The following is an 18,045-nucleotide window of genomic DNA, read 5'->3' as shown; positions in this document are numbered from 1 at the left end:
CACGACGCCCCGACGACCCCGGCGGCCCCGACGACCCCGACAGCCCCGACGGCCCCGGCAGCCCCGAAGACGGACGCCCCGACCACGCGACGACCCCGGCGGCCCCAACAGCCCCGACGGCCCCGACGGCCCCGACGCCCCGCGCCCCGACGCCCCGACCGCGCGACGACCCTGACGACCCCGGCGGCCCCGGCGACGTGATGGCCGTGCATACGCTGCGTGACGTCGCGCGGCGCCGCGTGTGCGAGCGCGGCGTGGTCGCCACACAATGGCCGTGATCGGTGGCCGCGACCCCGAGATCCCGGAAGGCAAGGCCTGTGAGCAGCCAACCCCCGATGGAACCCCCGGGCGAACCGTCCTGGGAGCGGCCCGGCGCGGAGTCCGGTGTTCCGCCCTCCGAACGGCCCACGATCGCGCCCTCGGGTCCGCCGTCCGGGCCCCTGTCGGCGCCCCAGACGCAGCCTCCCGCGCCCCAGCCCGGCGCCGAGCCGCCGACGCAGATGGCCGACCGGCCGGGCCCTCCGCCGCCCGGTGAGCCGCCCTCCGGCAGCCGCCCGCTGGGCTCCTCGCCCGAGGGCGGCGGTCCGCGCAAGCCCTGGTGGCGGCGCCCGGGCCTGCTGGCCGGGCTCGGCGCGGCGGTCGTGGCGGCAGTGGTGCTGCCACTGGTGCTGACGGGTTCCGGTACGAGCCAGGCCGTCGCGCTCCAGCCTGCGGACTCGACCGGACCTGAGCCGTTCACCCCGGCGCCGCCCGCCCACCCGAGCTCCAGCCCGTCGCCGCGGCACTCCGGCGCGACCGGTTCCCCCACCGGCTCACCAGCCGCCACCGGCAGCGTCACGCGCGTCGTGAGCGGCACCGCGCTCGGCCTGTACGGCGGCACGGAGTCGGTCTCCAGCTGCGACGTGCCCCAGCTCTCCGTGTTCCTGGCCGCGCACCAGGACAAGGGCCGCGCCTGGGCCGGGGTCGAGGGCATCTCCGCCGACCAGATCCCGGCCTTCCTGCGGACCCTCACCCCGGTCGTGCTCCGGGCCGACACCAGGGTCACCAACCACGGGTTCGCGAACGGCCAGGCGACGGCGTTCCAGTCGGTGCTGCAGGTGGGCACGGCCGTGCTGATCGACAGTCGCGGCCTGCCCCGCGCCCGGTGCGCGTGCGGCAACCCGCTGCTGCCGCCCCAGGCGTCCGGCGACGAGACCTTCACCGGGACCCCCTGGCCCTCGTTCCGGATCGAGAACGTCGTGATCGTCCAACCCGCGGTGGTCGAGCAGCAGACGATCACCCTCTACGACCAGGACTCGGGCCAGTGGTTCGTGCGACCGGTCGGCAGCCGGGGCGGTGGCGACCACCACATCCCGCCGCCGAACCCGAGTGCCTCGGCGAGCGGATCGGCCGGCGGTTCGGCGAGCGGGTCGGCCGGGGCGTCGACCGCCGGCTCGGCGTCGCCGTGCGCCTCGGTCTCCGCCTCCGCAAACGGGTCCGCGTCCGCCAGTGCGTCGGGCACAGCCTGCCCGTCCGGCAGCGCGTCCCTGACGACGAGTCCGTCCGCGTCGCAGTCGGGCTCGCCCAGTGCGTCGGGATCCTCCGGCTCGCCGTCGCAGTCGCCGTCCGCGTCGCAGACCGGTTCCGGTTCCCCGTCGGAGTCGGTGCCCTCACCGGCGACGTCCTCCGAGACCCCGGCGACGGCTCCCGCCGTGCAGCAGCCCTCGTCCGCGGGCGCACCGCCCAGCTGAACCCGTGTGGCCGGCGGGCCTGACCGTGAGGTGGCGGCCGGCTCCCCGAGCGTGACGATCCGTCACAGTCTCGCAACTCCCTGCGCATGCGCCTCACGGTTACGGGAGTGTTCGGGGATGAACCGGACCCTCACCCTCGCGGCCGGCGCCACACTGGTCGTGCTCACCGTCGCAGCCTGCGACCCCGCCGCCACCCGTACCAGCAGCGATACGGCCCCCAGTCCTGCCGCGGCTCCGAGCAACGCGGCGTCGGCCGCCAAGCCACACAATCTCGCCCACGGTGCACAGCAGGGCTTGGCGAATTGCGTCATCACGTACAAGGACGCCCAGGACGGCACAGGCACGTCGACGTTCACCGCGTATGTCGTAGACAACTCCGGCCAGGCCTACTCGCCCGCCGACAGTGACCCGTACAGCGTCATGTTCCAAATGACTGTCAGCGACCTGGGCGGGGGCCTGCACTCCGTGACCGAGAACTTCGGCAGCGGGACCCGCACGGCCACCGACAACGGCGGCAGCGACTGGTACACGACCGACCAGGGCGACATGAAGGTCAGTACCGACAACACCCACGGCGTCCTCGCTGCCACGGTGCAGGAGCGGCTGTCGGCCGTGTCGGCGATCAGCGGCAACATCACCATCATGAGCAACAGAGACAGCTCGGTGACGTCGAAGGACTGCGTCGTCCGACCCGGCTGAGGGCCAGGGCTGTCCCGTAGCGGCGGCGCCGGCATAGGCCTTCTCCGGCAGGTCCAGGTCGTCAAGGAGGCCCTCGCTGGCGTCCGCTGGACCCCTGCCGCACCCACCCCGACTGGATGGACTGACTGACCATCGCCGGAGCCTGCGGCCGTATCGGGAAGAAAGGATCCCCTGGGGGTCCGCCAAGCTCTAGCGTGGACATCCCAACGGCGCTAGTGAGGGACTCCAATGGGATCAGTTGAGACGCTGCTCGCGACCCAACTCTTGAGCGCCTACCCGGAGTATCTGTTTGGGCGCATGCGCCTGAATGCGAAGACCATCGCGATGATTCTGGCTCCGCTCGCGATCTTCGTTCCCCTGTCGATTCTCGGGGTTGTGGCGTTGGCTCGCGGTGATGCCGGAGGGCGAGGCGGAAAGGAGGGGTTGCCCCCGGCGTGGTTCTGGGGATCCCTTCTGGTCGGTCTTGGCGTCGCGCTTGTAGGAGGTGCGGGTCTGGCCACTGTTCACTTGAGGACGGTCAGGCGCCGTGAAGCCACGCTCGAGGTCGTGAAGATCAGGGAAGCCGAGGAGGAAGCCCTGAAGAAGGTCCTCTCCTTGGAGAACCTGTTCGCACTGAATCAGAAGCAGATTGCTGACTACCACTTGATTGCGACCGTCCAGGCGGCTCAGTCGTTCCGTTCCGCAAGGCTCGCAATGTGGGCGGGGCTGGGAGTTATTGTCGCCTGCTGCTCAGTGGGTCTGATCGTCCAGGCCGCCGAAGCCAAGGTCTTTCTGGGTGCGGTCGCGGCTGTGGGCGCGGCTCTCTCCGGATATCTGAATCGAACCTATTTGAACATGTACGGGCAGACCCTGGCGCAACTCAACCGCTTCTTCGAGCAACCCGTGCTGTCGAGCTCCTACCTCACTGCGGAGCGGCTGGCAAAGGGCCTGAGCGACGACCCGGAGAGTGAAGTGCGCCGGCAGATCGTCGCCCAGGTACTCGCGGCCAGTGCACAGATGAGCAAGTCCCCGGCCGCCGCGAAGGTGCCAACACCGCGGCGTTCCCGGCGAACCGTCGCTGCCGACGAGACGTCGGCAGTCGACACGTCGAGCACCCAGGCCTGATCGCCGCTTGAGTCAGGTCGCGTACACCGAGAACCCGGAGGCCTGGCCGGCCGGCCAGCCGGTGTTGGCGGTGAAGAGGAGCCGGACGTAGCGGGCCGTGGCGCCGCCGGGGTAGGCGATCGTGGCCGTGTTGCCGGTGGCCGGGTCGAACAGGTAGCCGGCCGAGGCGAGGATGGTGCTGAAGTTGGTGCCGTCGCTGCTGCCGAGCACCTGGATGGTCTGGGTGCGCGCGCCCCACGCGGTGGAGGGGGGCAGGGTGAGCACGATCCGGCGGGTGGTGACGGCGGAGCCGAGGTCGACCTGAAGCCACTGGGGGAAGGCGTTGTCGATGCTCTCCCAGTAGGTGTTGGGGTCGCCGTCGACCGCGTTGCCGGCGACGTAGACCTGGGTGTGGCCGCTGTCGGACACCGGCTGGTGCAGCGCAAGGTCCGGGTCGGAGCCGCCGCCCCCGGAGCCCACCACCGGCTGCGTCGGGCGGGTGGCGGTCAGCGCGGTCTGGCCCTTGAGCATCTTGCCGCCGTCGGCGGTGAGGCGCAGGTAGTAGTCGGACGAGCAGGCGGTGCCGTCCTCGTCCAGCGCCAGCAGACCGGAGCCGGCCGGCACCTGGCTCTGGTTCTCGGCGGTCCGGGCGATCTGGTTGCCCTCGCCGAACTCGTCGAACATGGAGATGTAGAGGCTCTGCACGCCGGCCCGGGTCATGTCGTAGAACTGCCGCCACATGAAGTCCCCGTGCGCCCGCTGACGGGCGGACAGGTCGCCGGGCAGGACGCACGGCTGGTAGTCGATGCCGTTGGCGTTGCAGTCGGCGAGGTCGGGCACGGTGGCGTTGCTGTAGAACCAGTCGACGTCGGAGACCGTGCCGATGCGGCCGACCATCCACGGCGAGAGCATGTCGAAGGAGTGGTACACGCCGAGGTATCCGGCCCGGGAGTCGCTGGTGCCGGTGCGCCACCAGGTCGGCACGCCGCCCATGACGTAGCAGCCCTGGGACTTGAACCAGCTGATGACGTCCGAGCAGGCGGACGGGTCCCAGGGATGGTTGGCGTCGTTGAAGCCGAACCCCCAGATGCCGACGACCGGCTTGCCGTTCTGGCGGGCGTAGGCGGAGGACGCGGTGTGCTGGGACATCAGGTTCGTCCAGTCCGTCTTGATCTCGGACTGCATGTTCGTCCAGCCGCTGACGTCGTACATCACGTAGAACTTGACGCCGTGCGCCTCGGCGGAGGAGCGGACCCGCGCGGTGATCGCGTTGCGGGTCGGGCCCTCGCTGCCGTTGGGGTCGAAGCGCTGCAGGGCGGCGGTGTCGCAGCCGTTCTGCTGCATCCACGTGAAGTGGGTGTCGATGGTCTGCTGGTCGTAGGAGGAGAAGAGGGTGGCCGGGGAGCCGTTGCCGAGGTTGGCGTAGGCGGTCGGGTAGGTGGCGGTGAAGTCGCGCGAGTCGGGCCAGGCCTTGATGACGTTGTTGCTCGGTGAGGGCGCCTGCGACCAGTTCTGGCTCCAGTGCCACCACGCGTCGATCGGGGCGCCGTCGCCGGGGCAGGCGAACCAGCCCTGGTAGCCGACGGTCACCTTGCCGACGACATCGCCGGCCGGACTCGCGGCCCTCGCCGAGCCGGGCAGCGCCAGCCCGCCGAGGGCGACGCCGGCGGCTCCGGCGGAAACAGTGGACAGGAAGGTGCGACGTGAGACTGCCATGGACCATCCCGGGGACAGGGCGGCCGGAACGGACGGGTGGGTGTGCCTCGGCCGCGCTCTGGGCGGGAGCGTATTGACCGGACGTCATCAAGGCAAGAGGCGAAGCCAATTGCGCAAGAACTGACGTATGGAGCGCAAGAACTGCTCTCTCGGGTCCGAATCGCGTCACCGGCCCGGTCAGGCCGACCGGTCGACGGTTGACCGGTCAGGCTTCGGGGATGTCCCGGCCGTAGGTCTCCAGGGTGATGGCTGCCGGGTCGGGGCCACCGCGAGTGCCCGTGTCGAGGGCGTCCAGGATCGCGAGTTCGGCGGGGGTCAGCTCGAAGTCGAAGACGTCGAAGTTCTCCGCGATGCGGGCGGCACGGACGGACTTGGGGACGGCGGAGCGGCCCTGCTGGAGGTGCCAGCGGAGCATGGCCTGGGCGGGGGTCCTGCCGTGGGCTTCGGCGATTGCGGTGATGGCGGGGTCGTCGAACGTGCTGGAGCCGGTGCCCCGGTAGCTGGTGATGCCGCCGATGGGGGACCAGGCCTGGGAGAGGATGCCGTGGGCGGCGTCGGCCGCCTGGACCAGCGGCTGGGTGAAGTACGGGTGCACCTCGATCTGGTTCACGGCGGGAACGGTGTCGCTGTTCTTCAGCAGGGCGTCGAGGTGTTCGGGCATGAAGTTGCTGACGCCGATGGCGTGGACCCTGCCGTCGGCGAGCAGGGTCTCCAGCGCGCGGTAGGCCTCGAGGGTGAGGTCGAAGCGGCTCGGCAGGGCCTGGTGCAGGATCAGCAGATCGATGTGGTCGAGGCCCAGTTTGCCGGCGCTCTTGTCGAAGGCGTGGAGCGTCTCGTCGTAGCCGTAGTCGCTGATCCAGACCTTGGTCTCGACGAAGATCTCGTCCCGCGGCAGCCCGGAGTCGCGGACGGCCTGGCCGACCTCGCGTTCGTTGGCGTAGGCGGCGGCGGTGTCGATCAGTCGATAACCGGTCTCCAGGGCGGTGCGTACGGCTTGGGTGGTGACGTCAGGCGGAGTCTGGAAGACGCCGAAGCCCAGGGCGGGCATGGTCACGCCGTTGTTGAGGGTCACGTGGGTGGGTGTCGGCACGGGTGCTCCAGAGAAGAGGTGTGGGGGAGGGGGCTTTACAGCGAGAGTTCGCCGGTGCGCAGGGCGGAGGTGACGCCGCCGTCCATGAGCAGGTCCGCGCCGGTGACGAAGCTCGCCTGGGGGCCGAGGAGGAAGGCGGCGACGTCGCCGACCTCGTCGGGCGTGGCGAAGCGCTGGGCGGCACAGCTCTGCCGCACGTGCTCGAACCACTCCTTGCGCGGGCCGGAGAGTTCGTCGAGGGCCAGCGGGGTGATGATCACGCCGGGGCTGACGGTGTTGACCCGTGCCCCGCGTCGGCCCCAGGCCGCGGCGGCGGTCTGCACCCGCAGGGAGTTGGCCCGCTTGGACAGGGCGTAGGCGTGAACGGTGGTGCCGATGCGTTCCGGCTGGAGGAAGGGCAGGGCCAGCAGCTCGTCGGTCGGGGTGGTGGCCAGTGCCTGTTCGACGTCGCGGTCGTAGGGGCTCTCGCGGTGCCCGGCCATGCTGGCGACCACGATCCCGGCACCGCCGGGTGCGATCACCTCGGCGAACGCGTCCAGGACGAGGGCGGTGCCCAGCAGGTCCACACGGAGCAGCCGTTCGATGCCGGCCTGCGTGGGGGACACACCGGCGGCGTGCACCAGGTGCGTGACCGGGCCGAGTGACGCGGCTTTCGCCGCCAGCGCCGTCACGGCCGCGTGGTCGGAGATGTCGGTGGGCTGGACGACGGTGTCGTAGCCGTCCCCCTGCAGCTCGGCAGCGGCCTGCTCGGTCCCGGCCCGGTCGTGTCCGGCCAGCAGCAGGGTGCGTCCGGCGCCGACCCGGCGGGCGATGGCCCGGCCGATGGCGCCGGGACCGATCACCACGACGACGTCGCGTCGCGGCGCGCCGGTCGTGCCTGACGTCGTGCTTGCGGTGACGCCGGACGTCATATTTGCGGTCATGCCGGCCGTCATGCCTGCGGCCCGTGGAACTGCTCGTCGGTGACGTGCTCGGCCCAGGTGACGCTGTCGGCGGGGTCGTCGGCGGACTCCATGAGGGCGATGTGCTCCATGAAGCAGCCGTCGGCGGCGGCGTGCCAGTGCTCCTGGCCGGGCGGGGTGTAGAGGGTCTGTCCAGGGCGGACCTCGACGACGTCGCCGTCGCGGGTTCCGAACCAGGCCACGCCGTCGGTGACGTGCAGGAACTGGCCATGGGCGTGGGAGTGCCAGGCGGTGCGCGCGCCCGGAGCGAAGCGGACCTTGGTCACGACGGCTCGTTGGTCGGTGCCGGGCTGCGGTACGGCGAGGTAGTCCACCCAGGCGTCGCCGTGGAACAGCTCGGGCGGGTTCTTGGTGGTGGCCGGGAGGTTCAGGAGGTCCACGGTGCTGTTCCTTCGGTGGGGGTCTGCGGGGTGTGCTCGCTTTCGTTCTCCACCCTGCCAGTGGCGTCGGCCCGACGCGCGCCACCAGGGGGGCCGGGTTGAGCCAGGGAGTGACAGGGCCTCCCAGGCGGATCAGCGGGGGTTGGGCTCCGGCACGGCGCGCTGCTCCGCGTCGAGCAGGTCCAGGAGGGTCATGGCGTCGTGGTCGGGGGTGCCGGGGGCGGCCTGGTAGGCGACCAGGCGATGCCCGGGCGTGCCGTCGAGCTGGAGGGACTGGTAGTCCAAGGTCAGGCCGCCGACGTCGGGGTGACGGAAGGTCTTGCTGCCGTAGGGGCGCGGTCGGACCTCGTGGCGCTCCCACAGGCGGGCGAAGTCCGGGCTCTTGAGCAGGAGTTCGCCGACCAGCCGGGCAAGGTCGGGCGCGTCGGGGTCGGTTCCGGCCAGGGCGCGCAGGCGGGCGACGCAGCCGCGCACCTGGTTCTCCCAGTCGGGGAACAGGTCCCGGGCTGCGGGGTGGAGGAAGACGTAGCGGGCCAGGTTGCGTTCGGCCGCCGGCCAGTTTGCCAGGCCGCCGTACAGGTTGAGGCCGGCGGGGGACCACGCCAGCAGGTCCAGGGAGCGACTGACGACGTAGGCCGGGGCCGGCCGCAGGCTCTCCAGCAGGCTGCGGACGGCGGGCCGCACGGTTCGGGCGGGCTCCGGCCTGGGGCGCGGCGGGGATCCCGCGGCGGCACGGGCGGCCAGGGCGCGCAGGTGGTCGTGCTCGGCGTCGTCCAGGCGCAGCGCGCGGGCGAGCGCGTCGATGACGGCCGCGCTGGGGTGGGCCTCGCGCCCGCGTTCCAGACGGGCGCAGTAGTCGACGCTGATCCCGGCGAGCGTGGCCAGCTCCTCCCGGCGCAACCCGGGGGTGCGACGCGGCCCGGGGCCTTCGGGCAGGCCCGCCTCGGTGGGGGAGACCCGGGCGCGGTACATGCGCAGGCAACGCCCCAACTGCTCGGCGCCGCGTGCCCCGGGGGCGAGTACTGCCGGCGGAGTGCTGCTCATGGGGTGGCCACCGCCGTCAGGCCACTGGCTGCGAAGGCGAATGGGCAGGGGCAGTGGGCCCTGCTGGCTCCTGGGCACCGATGGCGTCCAGGCGCAGCATCGCCGCATGGTCGGGCGTGCCGGGCGTGGCGTGGTAGACGGTCAGGCGGTGGCCGGGGGTGCCCTCGATCGGCAGTGACTGGTAGCCGAGGGCCACGTCACCGACGTCGGGGTGGTGGAACGCCTTGACGCCGTTGGCGTGCGGCAGCACGTCGTAGCGGTCCCAGAGCGCGGCGAACTCCGGGCTCTTGGCCCGCAGCTCGGTGACGAGCTCGACCAGGTCGGGGGCGTCGGGCTCGACGCCCGCCAACACCCGCAGCCTGCTGACGCATCCACGGATCTGCTCGTCCCAGTCGTCCAGCAGCTCGGGGGCGTCGGGGTGCAGGAAGACGTACCGGGCGAGGTTGCGCCGGCTCTGCGGCCACTGCTCCAGCCCCGGGTAGAGCCGCAGCCCGCCGGGGTTCCACGCCAGCACGTCGGTGGTCCGGCTGACGGCGTAGGCGGGGTTCGGGCGCAGCGCCTCCAGGATCGCCGCGATGCCGGGCGGCAGGTCGCGGGCCGGTGCGGCGTTCGGCTCGCTGCCGCGCCGGGTGCCCGCGGCGCTGACTGCGAGGTCACGCAGGTGCCGGTGCTCGAAGTCGTCCAGGCGCAGCGCGCGGGCGAGCGAGTCGACCACGGCGGGACTGGGGTGCGTCTCGCGGCCGCGTTCCAGCCGGATGTAGTAGTCGATGCTGATGCCCGCCAGTGAGGCCAGTTCCTCGCGCCGCAGGCCCGGGGTCCGCCGCGCGCCGGGCCCCGGCGACAGACCGGCGGCCTGCGGAGTGGTGCGGTCACGGCAGGCGCGCAGGAAGCCGCCGATGCTGCTGGAGCTGCTGTCGTTCATCGAATCGGCCTGTCTTCCCCTTCTCGCCGCGCTGTCGCTGCCCAGTCTGCCCCGGAGCCGACCTGCGCGGACGGGGTGAAGGGGGGTGTGTCATGCCCTCCCCTGCTGTTCCCCCGCAGAACCCGGTCTGCCCCAGCCACCCCGGGCCGCGCGATCGCAACGGACACGAAAGGTGGCAGCGCCCGACCGGCGCAACCGACGCGCCGTCCGTCGGCTGAAAGGATGATCTGCTCCTGACGTATCGGCATCCACGGGCGAGCCGACCGATCCGCGTGGACCCCTCGCCATACGATCCGCCGCGTGATGCCGGATGTTCCAGGACCTGGCCGGCATGGCTGCTTCCAGAATGGACGGTGCGCATGAACCCGTTGCTCCGTGGTCGGCTGCGGCCCTGGGCTGCCGGCTGGCTGACGCTGGTGACTCTCGCAGGCGGAGCCGCCCTCGCTCCCGCTGCGCTGGCGGGCACATCCGAGGGCGGCTTCCCCCTCCCGCCCGCCGTCGAGGCGATCATGCACAAGCCCGGCTACGAGCACGCGCAGTGGGGCGTGTACGAGGTCGACCCTTCGAACGGACAGGTGATCCACTCCCAGTTCGCGAACCAGTCCTTCGTCCCGGGCTCGGACACCAAGCTCGTCACCCTCTCCGCTGCCTGGCACAGCCTTGGTCCCGATCACCGCTTCACCACGCCCGTGTTCGCGACCGGCACCCGCCGCGGCACCACCCTGGACGGGAACCTGGGCCTGGTCGCTCAGGGCGACCTGACGATGGGCGGGCGGACCGAGCCGGACGGGTCGGTGGACTACACCAACGTCGACCACACGTCCGCCAACGACCTGCCCGGCGCCACACTCACCCCGGAGAATCCACTCGCGGGCATCAATCAGATCGCCCGTCAGGTGCGCGCTGCCGGGATCACCCGGGTGAACGGCAACGTGCTCATCGATGTGTCGATCTTCGCTCCGCCGGAGCTGGACCCGCAGCCCACGCCGCTGATCATCAACGACAACCTGATCGACCTGCAGACCACGCCCACCGCCCCGGGGCAGAAGGCCAAGCTCTTCTGGCGTCCCCAGGTTCAGCCGTACAAGGTCACGTTCACCGTGAGTACCGTGGCCGCCGACGGTCCGACGGACATCACGGTCAAGGCCTCCCCTGACGGCACCCGGATCACGGTGTCCGGCACCATCGCGGCGGGCAGCCAGCCCGTCCTGAGGACCTCTCCGATCGTGGATCCGAACACCTTCGGCCGCACCGCGCTGATCGAGGCGCTCGGCCGCGCGGGCGTGACCGTGACCGCGAAGGCAACCGGCCCCAACCCCGAGGCACCCGGCTCCTACGCTCACGATCCGCAGGTCGCCGCCTACGTCTCCCCGCCCTACCACGAGTACGCCAAGCTGATCCTGAAGGTCAGCCACAATCTCGGCGCCAACCTGGCGCTGTGCAACATGGCGACGGTCGTGGCCCACACCGACGACTGCTTCGGCGGCGGATTCGCGGTTGAGCACCGCTTCCTCACCGACGTCGCCCACGTCGACCCGCAGCAGTTCCAACTGGACGACGGCCGCGGCGGGGACGCGACCGAGAAGGCCACCCCGATCGGCCTGTCCGAGATCCTCGACTACTGGCTGCACACCCCGGACGCGACAGCCTTCCGGCGCTCCCTCCCCATCCTGGGTGTCAACGGCTCGAACGCGATCTCCTGCCCGGACTGCCCCGCCAAGGGCAAGGTGTTCGCCAAGCCCGGCACCGTCATCGGCCTCGACCGGCTCAACAGCCAGCTCGACATCGCGGACCAGAGCCAGGCCGGCTACCTGCTGACCGACGACGGTCACCTCGTCATCTTCGTCGTGCTCGTCAACTCCGCCACCACCCCTGACATCGCCGGCGCGGTGCGGATCTTCGACGACACCAACCAGATCTCCGCCCTGCTGCAGGAAGAGGCCTCGGCGCACCTGTGAGCCTGTGCGAGGTGGGTGCACGGCCCGGGTGCCCAGGGGACTCCCCGCAGGGGCGACGGTGCGGAAGCATGCTCTTCTGCCTCTACCGGTCGCGTGCGACCGTCCAGGTCGGGAGCAGCGTGAACAGCGCCACGGCGTCCGGCCGCCAGCGCCCCCGCCAGGTGGCGGCCAGGGCCGCCGCCTCGCGCGCGTGGCGCTCGGCCTCGGCCCGGAGCGACCGGTCGATCCCGTGCGCCCGCGCGATGTCGCGGACGCGGTCGAGCGTCTCCTCGTCGCCGTCCGGATCTCCCAGGGCGGCGTCCAACAGCTCGCGCTCGCTCTTGTCCGCGGCGGCCAGCAGGGCGCGGACGGCGTAGCTGCGGCGGCCGGAGCGGATGTCGGACCCGGGGGACTTGCCGAGGGTCTCCGCATCGCCGAACAGGTCCAGCCAGTCGTCGTGGATCTGGTTGGCGATGCCCAACGCGGTCGCGTAGCGGCGTAGTTCGCCGTCGTGCTCGGACGGGTCCGCACCGGCGGCGAGCAGGCCCAGCCGCAGGGGAGCGAGCACGGAGTAGCGCGTCGACTTGTACTCGGTGACCGCGTTCAGCAGATCGGTCGAGGGCTCGGGGTGGAAGTCGCGCTCCAGGTCCAGGATCTGCCCGGTGATCGTGGTCGCTCCGACGTCCGCGTGGACGGCGGCCATGGCCAGGGCGAGGGCGGGAGGCAGGCCGCTGCCGAGCAGCACGCGCACGGACAGGAAGGCCGCCAGGTCACCGGCGAGGACGGCGAGGGCCAGGGCGGTGTCGGGCCGATCCGGGAACTCGCGCAGGTAGGCGTAGTAGGTGGAGGGTCCGCCGCGGCGGACGGGCGTGTCGTCGATGATGTCGTCGTGGATCAGGCCGTGCGTGTGCAGCAGTTCGATGCTGATGGCGGCCTCGTCCAGCCCGGTCACGGGCTCGTCGGTGACCAGCGCGGCCGCCTCGTACAGCAGGACAACGCGCAGGCGTTTGCCCCCGCGCAGCGAGAGCTCGCGCACCAGGTCGAGGGCCCGGGCGGTGAACCGTCCGAACGCCGGGGTCTCCAGGGCGCCGCCCGCGGCGTCGGTCAGGGAATCGAAGTAGGCCGCGAAGCGGTCATTGAACCCGCGCTGGCGGTCGGCCGCGCGCCGCAGGACCGCGGTGAGAGAGTCGTCGTCCACGGGGACACCCTTTCACTCGATCAACGCCGACGCGGCGTTGCGGGCGGTGCGCGGAGCGACCGGTGGATCCTCACCGGCTGGGATCCAAGAACTGCCCATGACGCCCACAGTCGCGCTCTAGGCTGAGGCCATGCCTGACGAGGACGAGTCAAACAACGAACTGCTCAGGGAGACGGTCGATGTCAGGACCTCAGGCAAGAGGGAGAGACTGGATCAGCCTGAAGCACGGCTGCCCTGCCCAGTCGGCCACCTGTCCCGGAACCTCGACCGATGCGACCAGTGCTCACGTGACATGCCCGTACCGCGCTGCCCGACCTGTGACGCACGTTGGGCAGGCCGCTACTGCGAGGAGTGCGGTTACGACTGGCTCTACGTCGGGAGCATCAGCCAGACCTCCGAGAGTATGCCTCCCGTTGGCCGCCCGGCGCTTCGGGAGGTCCACTACGCGCAACCCGGCCACGCGCAAGCCGTGCCGGCACCGGGCTGGGAACCGGATGCTCTGTCAGTAGCAGAGTTCCTGAAGCTCCAGTCCGAGCCGGACATGGTCAACGAGCTCATCGCGAGCGGGGTTCTCGGAGCGATGGCCACCTCCTTCGGCGTCGTGGCGAAAGCCGCTCTGGAGCAGAAGACGGAACGGATGAAGGCACAACTCAACGCCGAGACGGAGCGGATGCGGATCGCGGCTGAGAACGAACGCGCTGCTCTTCGCGAGCGGGAGGAGACCAGGAGAGCACGCCTGCAGGCGCGCACCGCGCAGGCGCAGCCTTCCTCGGGCGGAAGCGAGTAGGCGGTCGCGCCTGTCGGTGTCGGCCCCGCCAGGCGTGCGCGTCCGTCGCGACCGAGGGGCCGGAGAGCTGTCTTCGGAGCTCAGCGCGGGTCGGTGACGCGGCCGAGGAAGAGCACCTGCCCGGTGGTGGTGTCGCGGATCAGGAAGAGGAACGGCCGGTCGAAGGAGATCTCGCGCGGGGGAGGGAGCTCGGCGGAGGTCGCGACGCCGATGCCGGTCGCGGCAGCGGCCGTGGTGCCCTGCTCGTCGACGTCCACCCTGGCGCGCTGGACCACGGTGCTGACGTGCAGGGAGGTCCCGTCCGCCGGGATGCCGCCGAGGTCGGCGGCCGGGCCGAACACGGTGCGCACGCCCAGCGACTGCAGGACGCCCGACAGCTCCTGGCCGTAGGAGAAGTGGAACCGGGGCAGGTGGACGGTGGCCGGTGTCCCCTGGCCGACCGAGGCCAGGGCCGCGCCGAGTTGGGCGGCGGTCGGCAGCGCCTGCCCGGAGGCGGCCGGGAGCAGCAGGTCCATGGCCAGGTGCGCGCCCCGGTAGGGGAGTTCGGCCGTCTGCCAGCCCTGGACGGAACCGGCGCGGGCGTCCACGTCGCCGGTCATGGTGGGCACCTGGACCACCTGGCCGTCGGCGAGGTGGAACGGCGCGGCCGTGGTCTTGTCCGAATCGAAGCTCCGGGCCCAGTCCGCGTGGAGGTAGAGCGCGTCGGTCAGCGCGAGCCTCGTCGACGTGTTCAGGCTGCCCTGGTCGAACAGCTTCGGGATCATGCCGCGGGTCTCGTGCAGGACCTGCGCGTTGATGGCCGCGACCGCGCCGCCGGGGTCCTTCTCGAAGTCCACCGTGTGCACGCCGGTGTCGAAGGCGGCGGCGAGGGTCCGCAGATAGGGGGAGCGCAGCCGCAGGCCGCTCTGCAGCCACAGGTCGTCCGCGTAGCTGAGATCGTTGTGGTCCTGGGTGGCTTGTGTCAGCTCCCCTCGGCGCAGTGCGCCGAGGGCGGCGGCGTACGCGTCACCGGACAGCCGGGTGCCCAGCAGCGCGCGGATCTCGTCGGCGGTCGCCCCCCGCGTACCGGGCAGCAGCAGGGCGAGCGCGCCTTCCAGACTCGCGGGCGAGACCGCGACGTCGCCCTTCCCGCTCAGCCGACTCAGCAGCGCCAGGCCGAGTTCGGCGCTCGGCACGGCGGCCGACCGGATGTCGGCCACGGGCGCGGCCGCCACCGGCGCGTCGACGCGCAGCACGTCGCTCCGCGCCGGCGCGGGCCCCGCGCTCGCACAACCGGTGATCGCCAGCAGTCCCGCGACCGTTGCCGCCGCGAGCGCACTCTTCGTCTTCGTCATCGCCACGGACCTGTGACGTGAGACCCCGCGAGCGGGTTCCCTCGCACCCGCCCCGGTTCGAGCTCGCCAAGGACGGCGGGGAGACGCCGAGCATGTGAAGGGTCCGGGGAAGCTTGCGGTTACCCGGCCGTGGCCGGGGCCACCGGTGCGGGCGCGGTGTCCGCGGTGCGTCGCCGGGCGATCCGTCCCGAGCAGCGGTAACAGATCGCCATGACGCCTGCGACGGACACGGTCTCGGAGATCCCCCAGCCCCAGGTCGAAGCCGACGCCTGCTTGGGCGGCAGCTTCGGCAGCGGCGCGGTGGCGGACGCCGTGTGTCGCGCCGCCTCGGCCTGGAAGGCCTGGTTACGGGCGGAGCCGTGCAGGAACGGGGCTATGAGGAGTACCAGCAGCACCAGCACGATCTCGGCCGCCACGACGACGGGGAAGCGTCGCAGCGCGATGCCGGCGCGACGGCCGGGATCACCCGCCACGCGCAGCGCCTCGATCCGGGGATGCAGCCAGAACTGGTTGAACGCACCGAGTGCCAGCACCGAGCCGAACACGAGGATCTTCACGCCCAGCACGCGCCCGTACATGGTGCTGACGAGCTGTCCGAGGCCGTCGACGTGCTCCCAGTACAGGAAGAGCCCGGACAGGGTGATCGCGGCGACGCAGGCCATGGCCGCGACGGAGAAGCGCCGGACGGCCGGGCCCCAGAAGGCCGCGCGCGCCGTGGGGTCCACCGCGCCGGGCAGGGCGAGCAGCAGCAGTCCGACCAGGCCGCCCAGCCACACGGCGGCGCCGAAGAGGTGGAGCATCCACACGACCGTCTCCATGACGGTCCGGCCGAGGCCGTTGCGGACCTGGGTCGGGAACCTGGCGCTGCCCAGGGCCACCAGACCGGTCGTCAGCCCCGCGAGGAGCAGTGTGGCGCCCGCGCGGGAGCCGAGGGTCGGGCGCAGCGCGGCCGGTGCGAGGAGGATCGCGCCGAGGACGGGCAGCGTCACCTGCAGTCCGGACAGGAGGCCGGAGGTGGTGCCGTCGAAGAGCCCGTCCCACGCGGCGGCGTAGTCGTAGCCCGCCCCCGGGCCGCCGGCGGCCTCATGGGCCAGCGCCGTCCACGCGGCCGGGCCGGCGAGCAGGCCGGACGCCACGGACGCGGCCGCCAGCCGCGAGCGGACCCGAACGCGGATCCGCGCCCCCGCGGTTCGGGCCGGGGCCGCCACCAGCAGGGCGAGCGCGATCAGGCCGACGAAGGACATGACCGTCGTCCAGCCCGCCCAGGCCAACGCACTGTCCTCGAACGGCCCGAGCGGGGTCGAGGGTGGCGCCGCCGCGAGGGACGCCGATGGTGCGGGCAGGGAGGAAAAGGGCATGGCGAACCATCCTTCGAGGGCAGGAGCAGGCACGAAGCTTGATTAGGTTAGCCTTACCTAAGCTCCTTGGGCGAGGCGGAATCGCGGAGGGCGAGCCTGCAGGGAATCTCGGGTGTCCCTGTCGCGGGACGCTCCTCCTCGGCGCACGCTGGCTTTGGGTCGGAGGAGGTACACGATGGCTGTGCACATGGCACTCACAGGCAATGCCGAGGCGGTCCGCGCCGTGGTTGCCGCAGTGGCCGGCAGCTTCACCACCACGGAACGGCAGGTACCCAAGGCTCCAGGAATGCTGCACACGAGGATCTACGACGTGGACGCGGCCTCAGGAGGCACTGACCGGCCCGGCAAGGCCCTGGCTCCGGCGGGCTCCGGCAGCGTGCACGTGACCCTGACCGGTGACGCAGAAGACACCGGTCGGCTCACGAGATGGATAGCCGGCACCTTCCGCTCCGAGGGCCCGAGCGTGAGCGCTGAGGGTCGGATGAGCTTTGATGTCCACGCGGACGAAGCTTCTCCGGGCGGGTAAGCCCGCCGGCCGTGTGAGCCACTGAGGCGCGGGAACCCGCAGGGAGTACCTGCCCCGTCCGGGGTCGACGGCAGTCGAAGCGATGTCGACGGGATCGGAGAGTGCGCGACAGGAGCGACATGTCCGGCGACGAGGGCGAGCGAGGTCGACGATGGCCAGTGCGATCGGATCAGCAGGGCAGCCCCGTCACGGGGGGAAGGTCAAGGGTTGGGCGTCGGAGGTCTTCCAACTCCACCCCGAGGGCGTGAACTGGCCGCGAGCGGTGCTGTTCCTGGACATCGCGCTGGTGCCGCTGGTCGTCTTCTGGGCGATCGGCCATGAGGAGTACCTGCTCAGCGCGTTGTTCGGCCTGCTGTTTGCGTGGCTGGACGACCCCGGCGGGAGCTACGGGCACCGTGCGTCGCATGTCGCCGTCTTTGCGCTGATCGGCGCGGGGCTGACCGCGTTGGGGTTCGGCATCGGAGCGGACGCGTGGGGTTGGTCGGTGCTGGCCGCCTTCGCCGTCACGTTGGTGGCCGGGCTGGCAGTTGCTTTCGGGGTTCGCAGGTTCGTGACCGGCCTGCTGCTCAACGTCTGGTTCATCCTCGCCCTGTCGCTCGCGTTCAGCTTCCATCAGCACCCTCGCCTCGCCAGCTACACCTGGGGTCAGGTGCTCGCCTGGGCCGGGGGGTCGGCGTTGTGGATCGTGGTGACGTTCATCGGGTGGCTGATCCGCGGACGCGAGGACCGGCCCCAGCCGATTGCGGAACTCCCCGGCGACACGTCGCGCCAGAAGCTGACCCGCCCGAAGGTCATGTTCGCGGTGATCCGGGCCCTGGCCATCGCCGGCAGCGTCGCGCTGGCATTCGGACTGAACCTGTCGCACGGCGTCTGGCTGCCGATCGCGACCATGATCGCGCTGAAGCCGAGCCTGGAGCAGGCCACGCTGGTCAGCGCACAGCGCCTTGCCGGCGCGTTGATCGGTGCCGTCGCTGCCGCGTTGCTGCTGCTGATTCCCACCAGTGAGCACGGACTGAGGCTGTTCGCGGTCGAGCGCGGACTCGAAGTGGTCGCGCTCGTGCTGTTGATGCACGGGGTGGGGATCCGCTTCTTGAACTACGCGATCTACTGTGCGGCCATCGCGGCGGGGGCGCTTGTCCTGATTGACCTCCCACAGCCCTCCGACTACGCCGCCGAGGGCTACCGCGTCCTGTGGACGGTCTGCGGCGCGGGGATCGGCGTGCTCGTCATGCTGCTTGCCGGCCTCCTCGGCAAGCGCACCTCCCGCTCGCATTGAGCC

At 71.4% G+C, this 18,045-nt stretch carries 16 protein-coding genes; 7 read left to right on the top strand and 9 right to left on the bottom strand.

Features of this window, described 5'->3' with window-relative positions:
• Positions 1-317: 317 nt before the first annotated feature.
• The 3 genes from BMY61_RS46765 (at position 318) to BMY61_RS39070 (ending at position 3,533) form a co-directional block, all read left to right on the top strand.
• Positions 318-1,730: a DUF6777 domain-containing protein gene (locus tag BMY61_RS46765; RefSeq protein WP_161791195.1), complete on the top strand. Its 1,413-nt coding sequence runs from the start codon at positions 318-320 to the stop codon at positions 1,728-1,730.
• A 159-nt stretch (positions 1,731-1,889) separates the two neighbouring features.
• Positions 1,890-2,429 (top strand): hypothetical protein, encoded by a 540-nt coding sequence (locus BMY61_RS39075; RefSeq protein WP_143094741.1) that lies wholly within the window; start codon positions 1,890-1,892, stop codon positions 2,427-2,429.
• 228 nt (positions 2,430-2,657) lie between these two features.
• Complete coding sequence (locus tag BMY61_RS39070) at positions 2,658-3,533, top strand: hypothetical protein (protein ID WP_042442593.1); 876 nt, start codon at positions 2,658-2,660, stop codon at positions 3,531-3,533.
• A 12-nt stretch (positions 3,534-3,545) separates the two neighbouring features.
• On the opposite strand, the gene BMY61_RS39065 is transcribed toward BMY61_RS39070, so the two are convergent.
• The 6 genes from BMY61_RS39065 to BMY61_RS39040 form a co-directional block, all read right to left on the bottom strand.
• A complete protein-coding gene (locus tag BMY61_RS39065; RefSeq protein ID WP_042442595.1) occupies positions 3,546-5,228 on the bottom strand; it encodes a glycoside hydrolase family 99 protein in 1,683 nt (560 codons plus the stop codon).
• 205 nt (positions 5,229-5,433) lie between these two features.
• A complete protein-coding gene (locus tag BMY61_RS39060; protein ID WP_042442930.1) occupies positions 5,434-6,276 on the bottom strand; it encodes an aldo/keto reductase in 843 nt (280 codons plus the stop codon).
• Between the two features lie 77 nt (positions 6,277-6,353).
• The gene (locus BMY61_RS39055) at positions 6,354-7,241 is read right to left on the bottom strand and encodes an SDR family oxidoreductase (protein ID WP_425314736.1); all 888 of its coding nucleotides are present in this window, start codon (positions 7,239-7,241) and stop codon (positions 6,354-6,356) included.
• 8 nt (positions 7,242-7,249) lie between these two features.
• Positions 7,250-7,660, bottom strand: coding sequence for a cupin domain-containing protein (locus BMY61_RS39050; RefSeq protein ID WP_201777515.1), 411 nt, complete (start codon positions 7,658-7,660; stop codon positions 7,250-7,252).
• Positions 7,661-7,792: 132 nt separating this feature from the next.
• Entirely contained in the window at positions 7,793-8,704 is a 912-nt protein-coding gene (locus BMY61_RS39045) for a helix-turn-helix transcriptional regulator (protein ID WP_042442598.1), read from the bottom strand.
• Positions 8,705-8,720: 16 nt separating this feature from the next.
• Positions 8,721-9,626, bottom strand: a complete 906-nt coding sequence (locus BMY61_RS39040; protein WP_042442601.1) for a helix-turn-helix transcriptional regulator — start codon at positions 9,624-9,626, stop codon at positions 8,721-8,723.
• Between the two features lie 359 nt (positions 9,627-9,985).
• On the opposite strand from BMY61_RS39040, the gene dacB reads away from it, so the two are divergent.
• On the top strand, positions 9,986-11,584 hold the full coding sequence (dacB, locus tag BMY61_RS39035) for a D-alanyl-D-alanine carboxypeptidase/D-alanyl-D-alanine endopeptidase (RefSeq protein WP_052438304.1): 1,599 nt from the start codon (positions 9,986-9,988) through the stop codon (positions 11,582-11,584).
• An 82-nt stretch (positions 11,585-11,666) separates the two neighbouring features.
• Here dacB and BMY61_RS39030 read toward each other — a convergent pair whose 3' ends face one another.
• Positions 11,667-12,761 (bottom strand): polyprenyl synthetase family protein, encoded by a 1,095-nt coding sequence (locus BMY61_RS39030; protein WP_042442603.1) that lies wholly within the window; start codon positions 12,759-12,761, stop codon positions 11,667-11,669.
• 130 nt (positions 12,762-12,891) lie between these two features.
• Here BMY61_RS39030 and BMY61_RS39025 point away from each other — a divergent pair, with 130 nt between their 5' ends.
• Positions 12,892-13,548 carry a hypothetical protein gene (locus BMY61_RS39025; RefSeq protein ID WP_143094740.1) on the top strand — a complete coding sequence of 219 codons (657 nt, stop codon included), beginning with the start codon at positions 12,892-12,894 and terminating at the stop codon, positions 13,546-13,548.
• 80 nt (positions 13,549-13,628) lie between these two features.
• Here BMY61_RS39025 and BMY61_RS39020 read toward each other — a convergent pair whose 3' ends face one another.
• Both BMY61_RS39020 and BMY61_RS39015 read right to left on the bottom strand, forming a co-directional pair.
• On the bottom strand, positions 13,629-14,882 hold the full coding sequence (locus tag BMY61_RS39020) for a serpin family protein (RefSeq protein ID WP_075004232.1): 1,254 nt from the start codon (positions 14,880-14,882) through the stop codon (positions 13,629-13,631).
• Positions 14,883-15,001: 119 nt separating this feature from the next.
• A complete protein-coding gene (locus tag BMY61_RS39015; protein WP_042442605.1) occupies positions 15,002-16,240 on the bottom strand; it encodes a CopD family protein in 1,239 nt (412 codons plus the stop codon).
• A 175-nt stretch (positions 16,241-16,415) separates the two neighbouring features.
• Here BMY61_RS39015 and BMY61_RS39010 point away from each other — a divergent pair, with 175 nt between their 5' ends.
• Entirely contained in the window at positions 16,416-16,766 is a 351-nt protein-coding gene (locus tag BMY61_RS39010; protein ID WP_042442607.1) for a hypothetical protein, read from the top strand.
• Positions 16,767-17,010: 244 nt separating this feature from the next.
• Positions 17,011-18,042, top strand: coding sequence for an FUSC family protein (locus tag BMY61_RS39005; RefSeq protein ID WP_236655851.1), 1,032 nt, complete (start codon positions 17,011-17,013; stop codon positions 18,040-18,042).
• Positions 18,043-18,045: the final 3 nt, after the last annotated feature.

Origin of the sequence: Streptacidiphilus jiangxiensis, assembly GCF_900109465.1 — a bacterium.
Taxonomy (GTDB): domain Bacteria; phylum Actinomycetota; class Actinomycetes; order Streptomycetales; family Streptomycetaceae; genus Streptacidiphilus; species Streptacidiphilus jiangxiensis.
The sequence above is the reverse complement of the archived record's forward strand: the minus strand, read 5'-3'. Positions and strand labels throughout refer to the sequence as shown.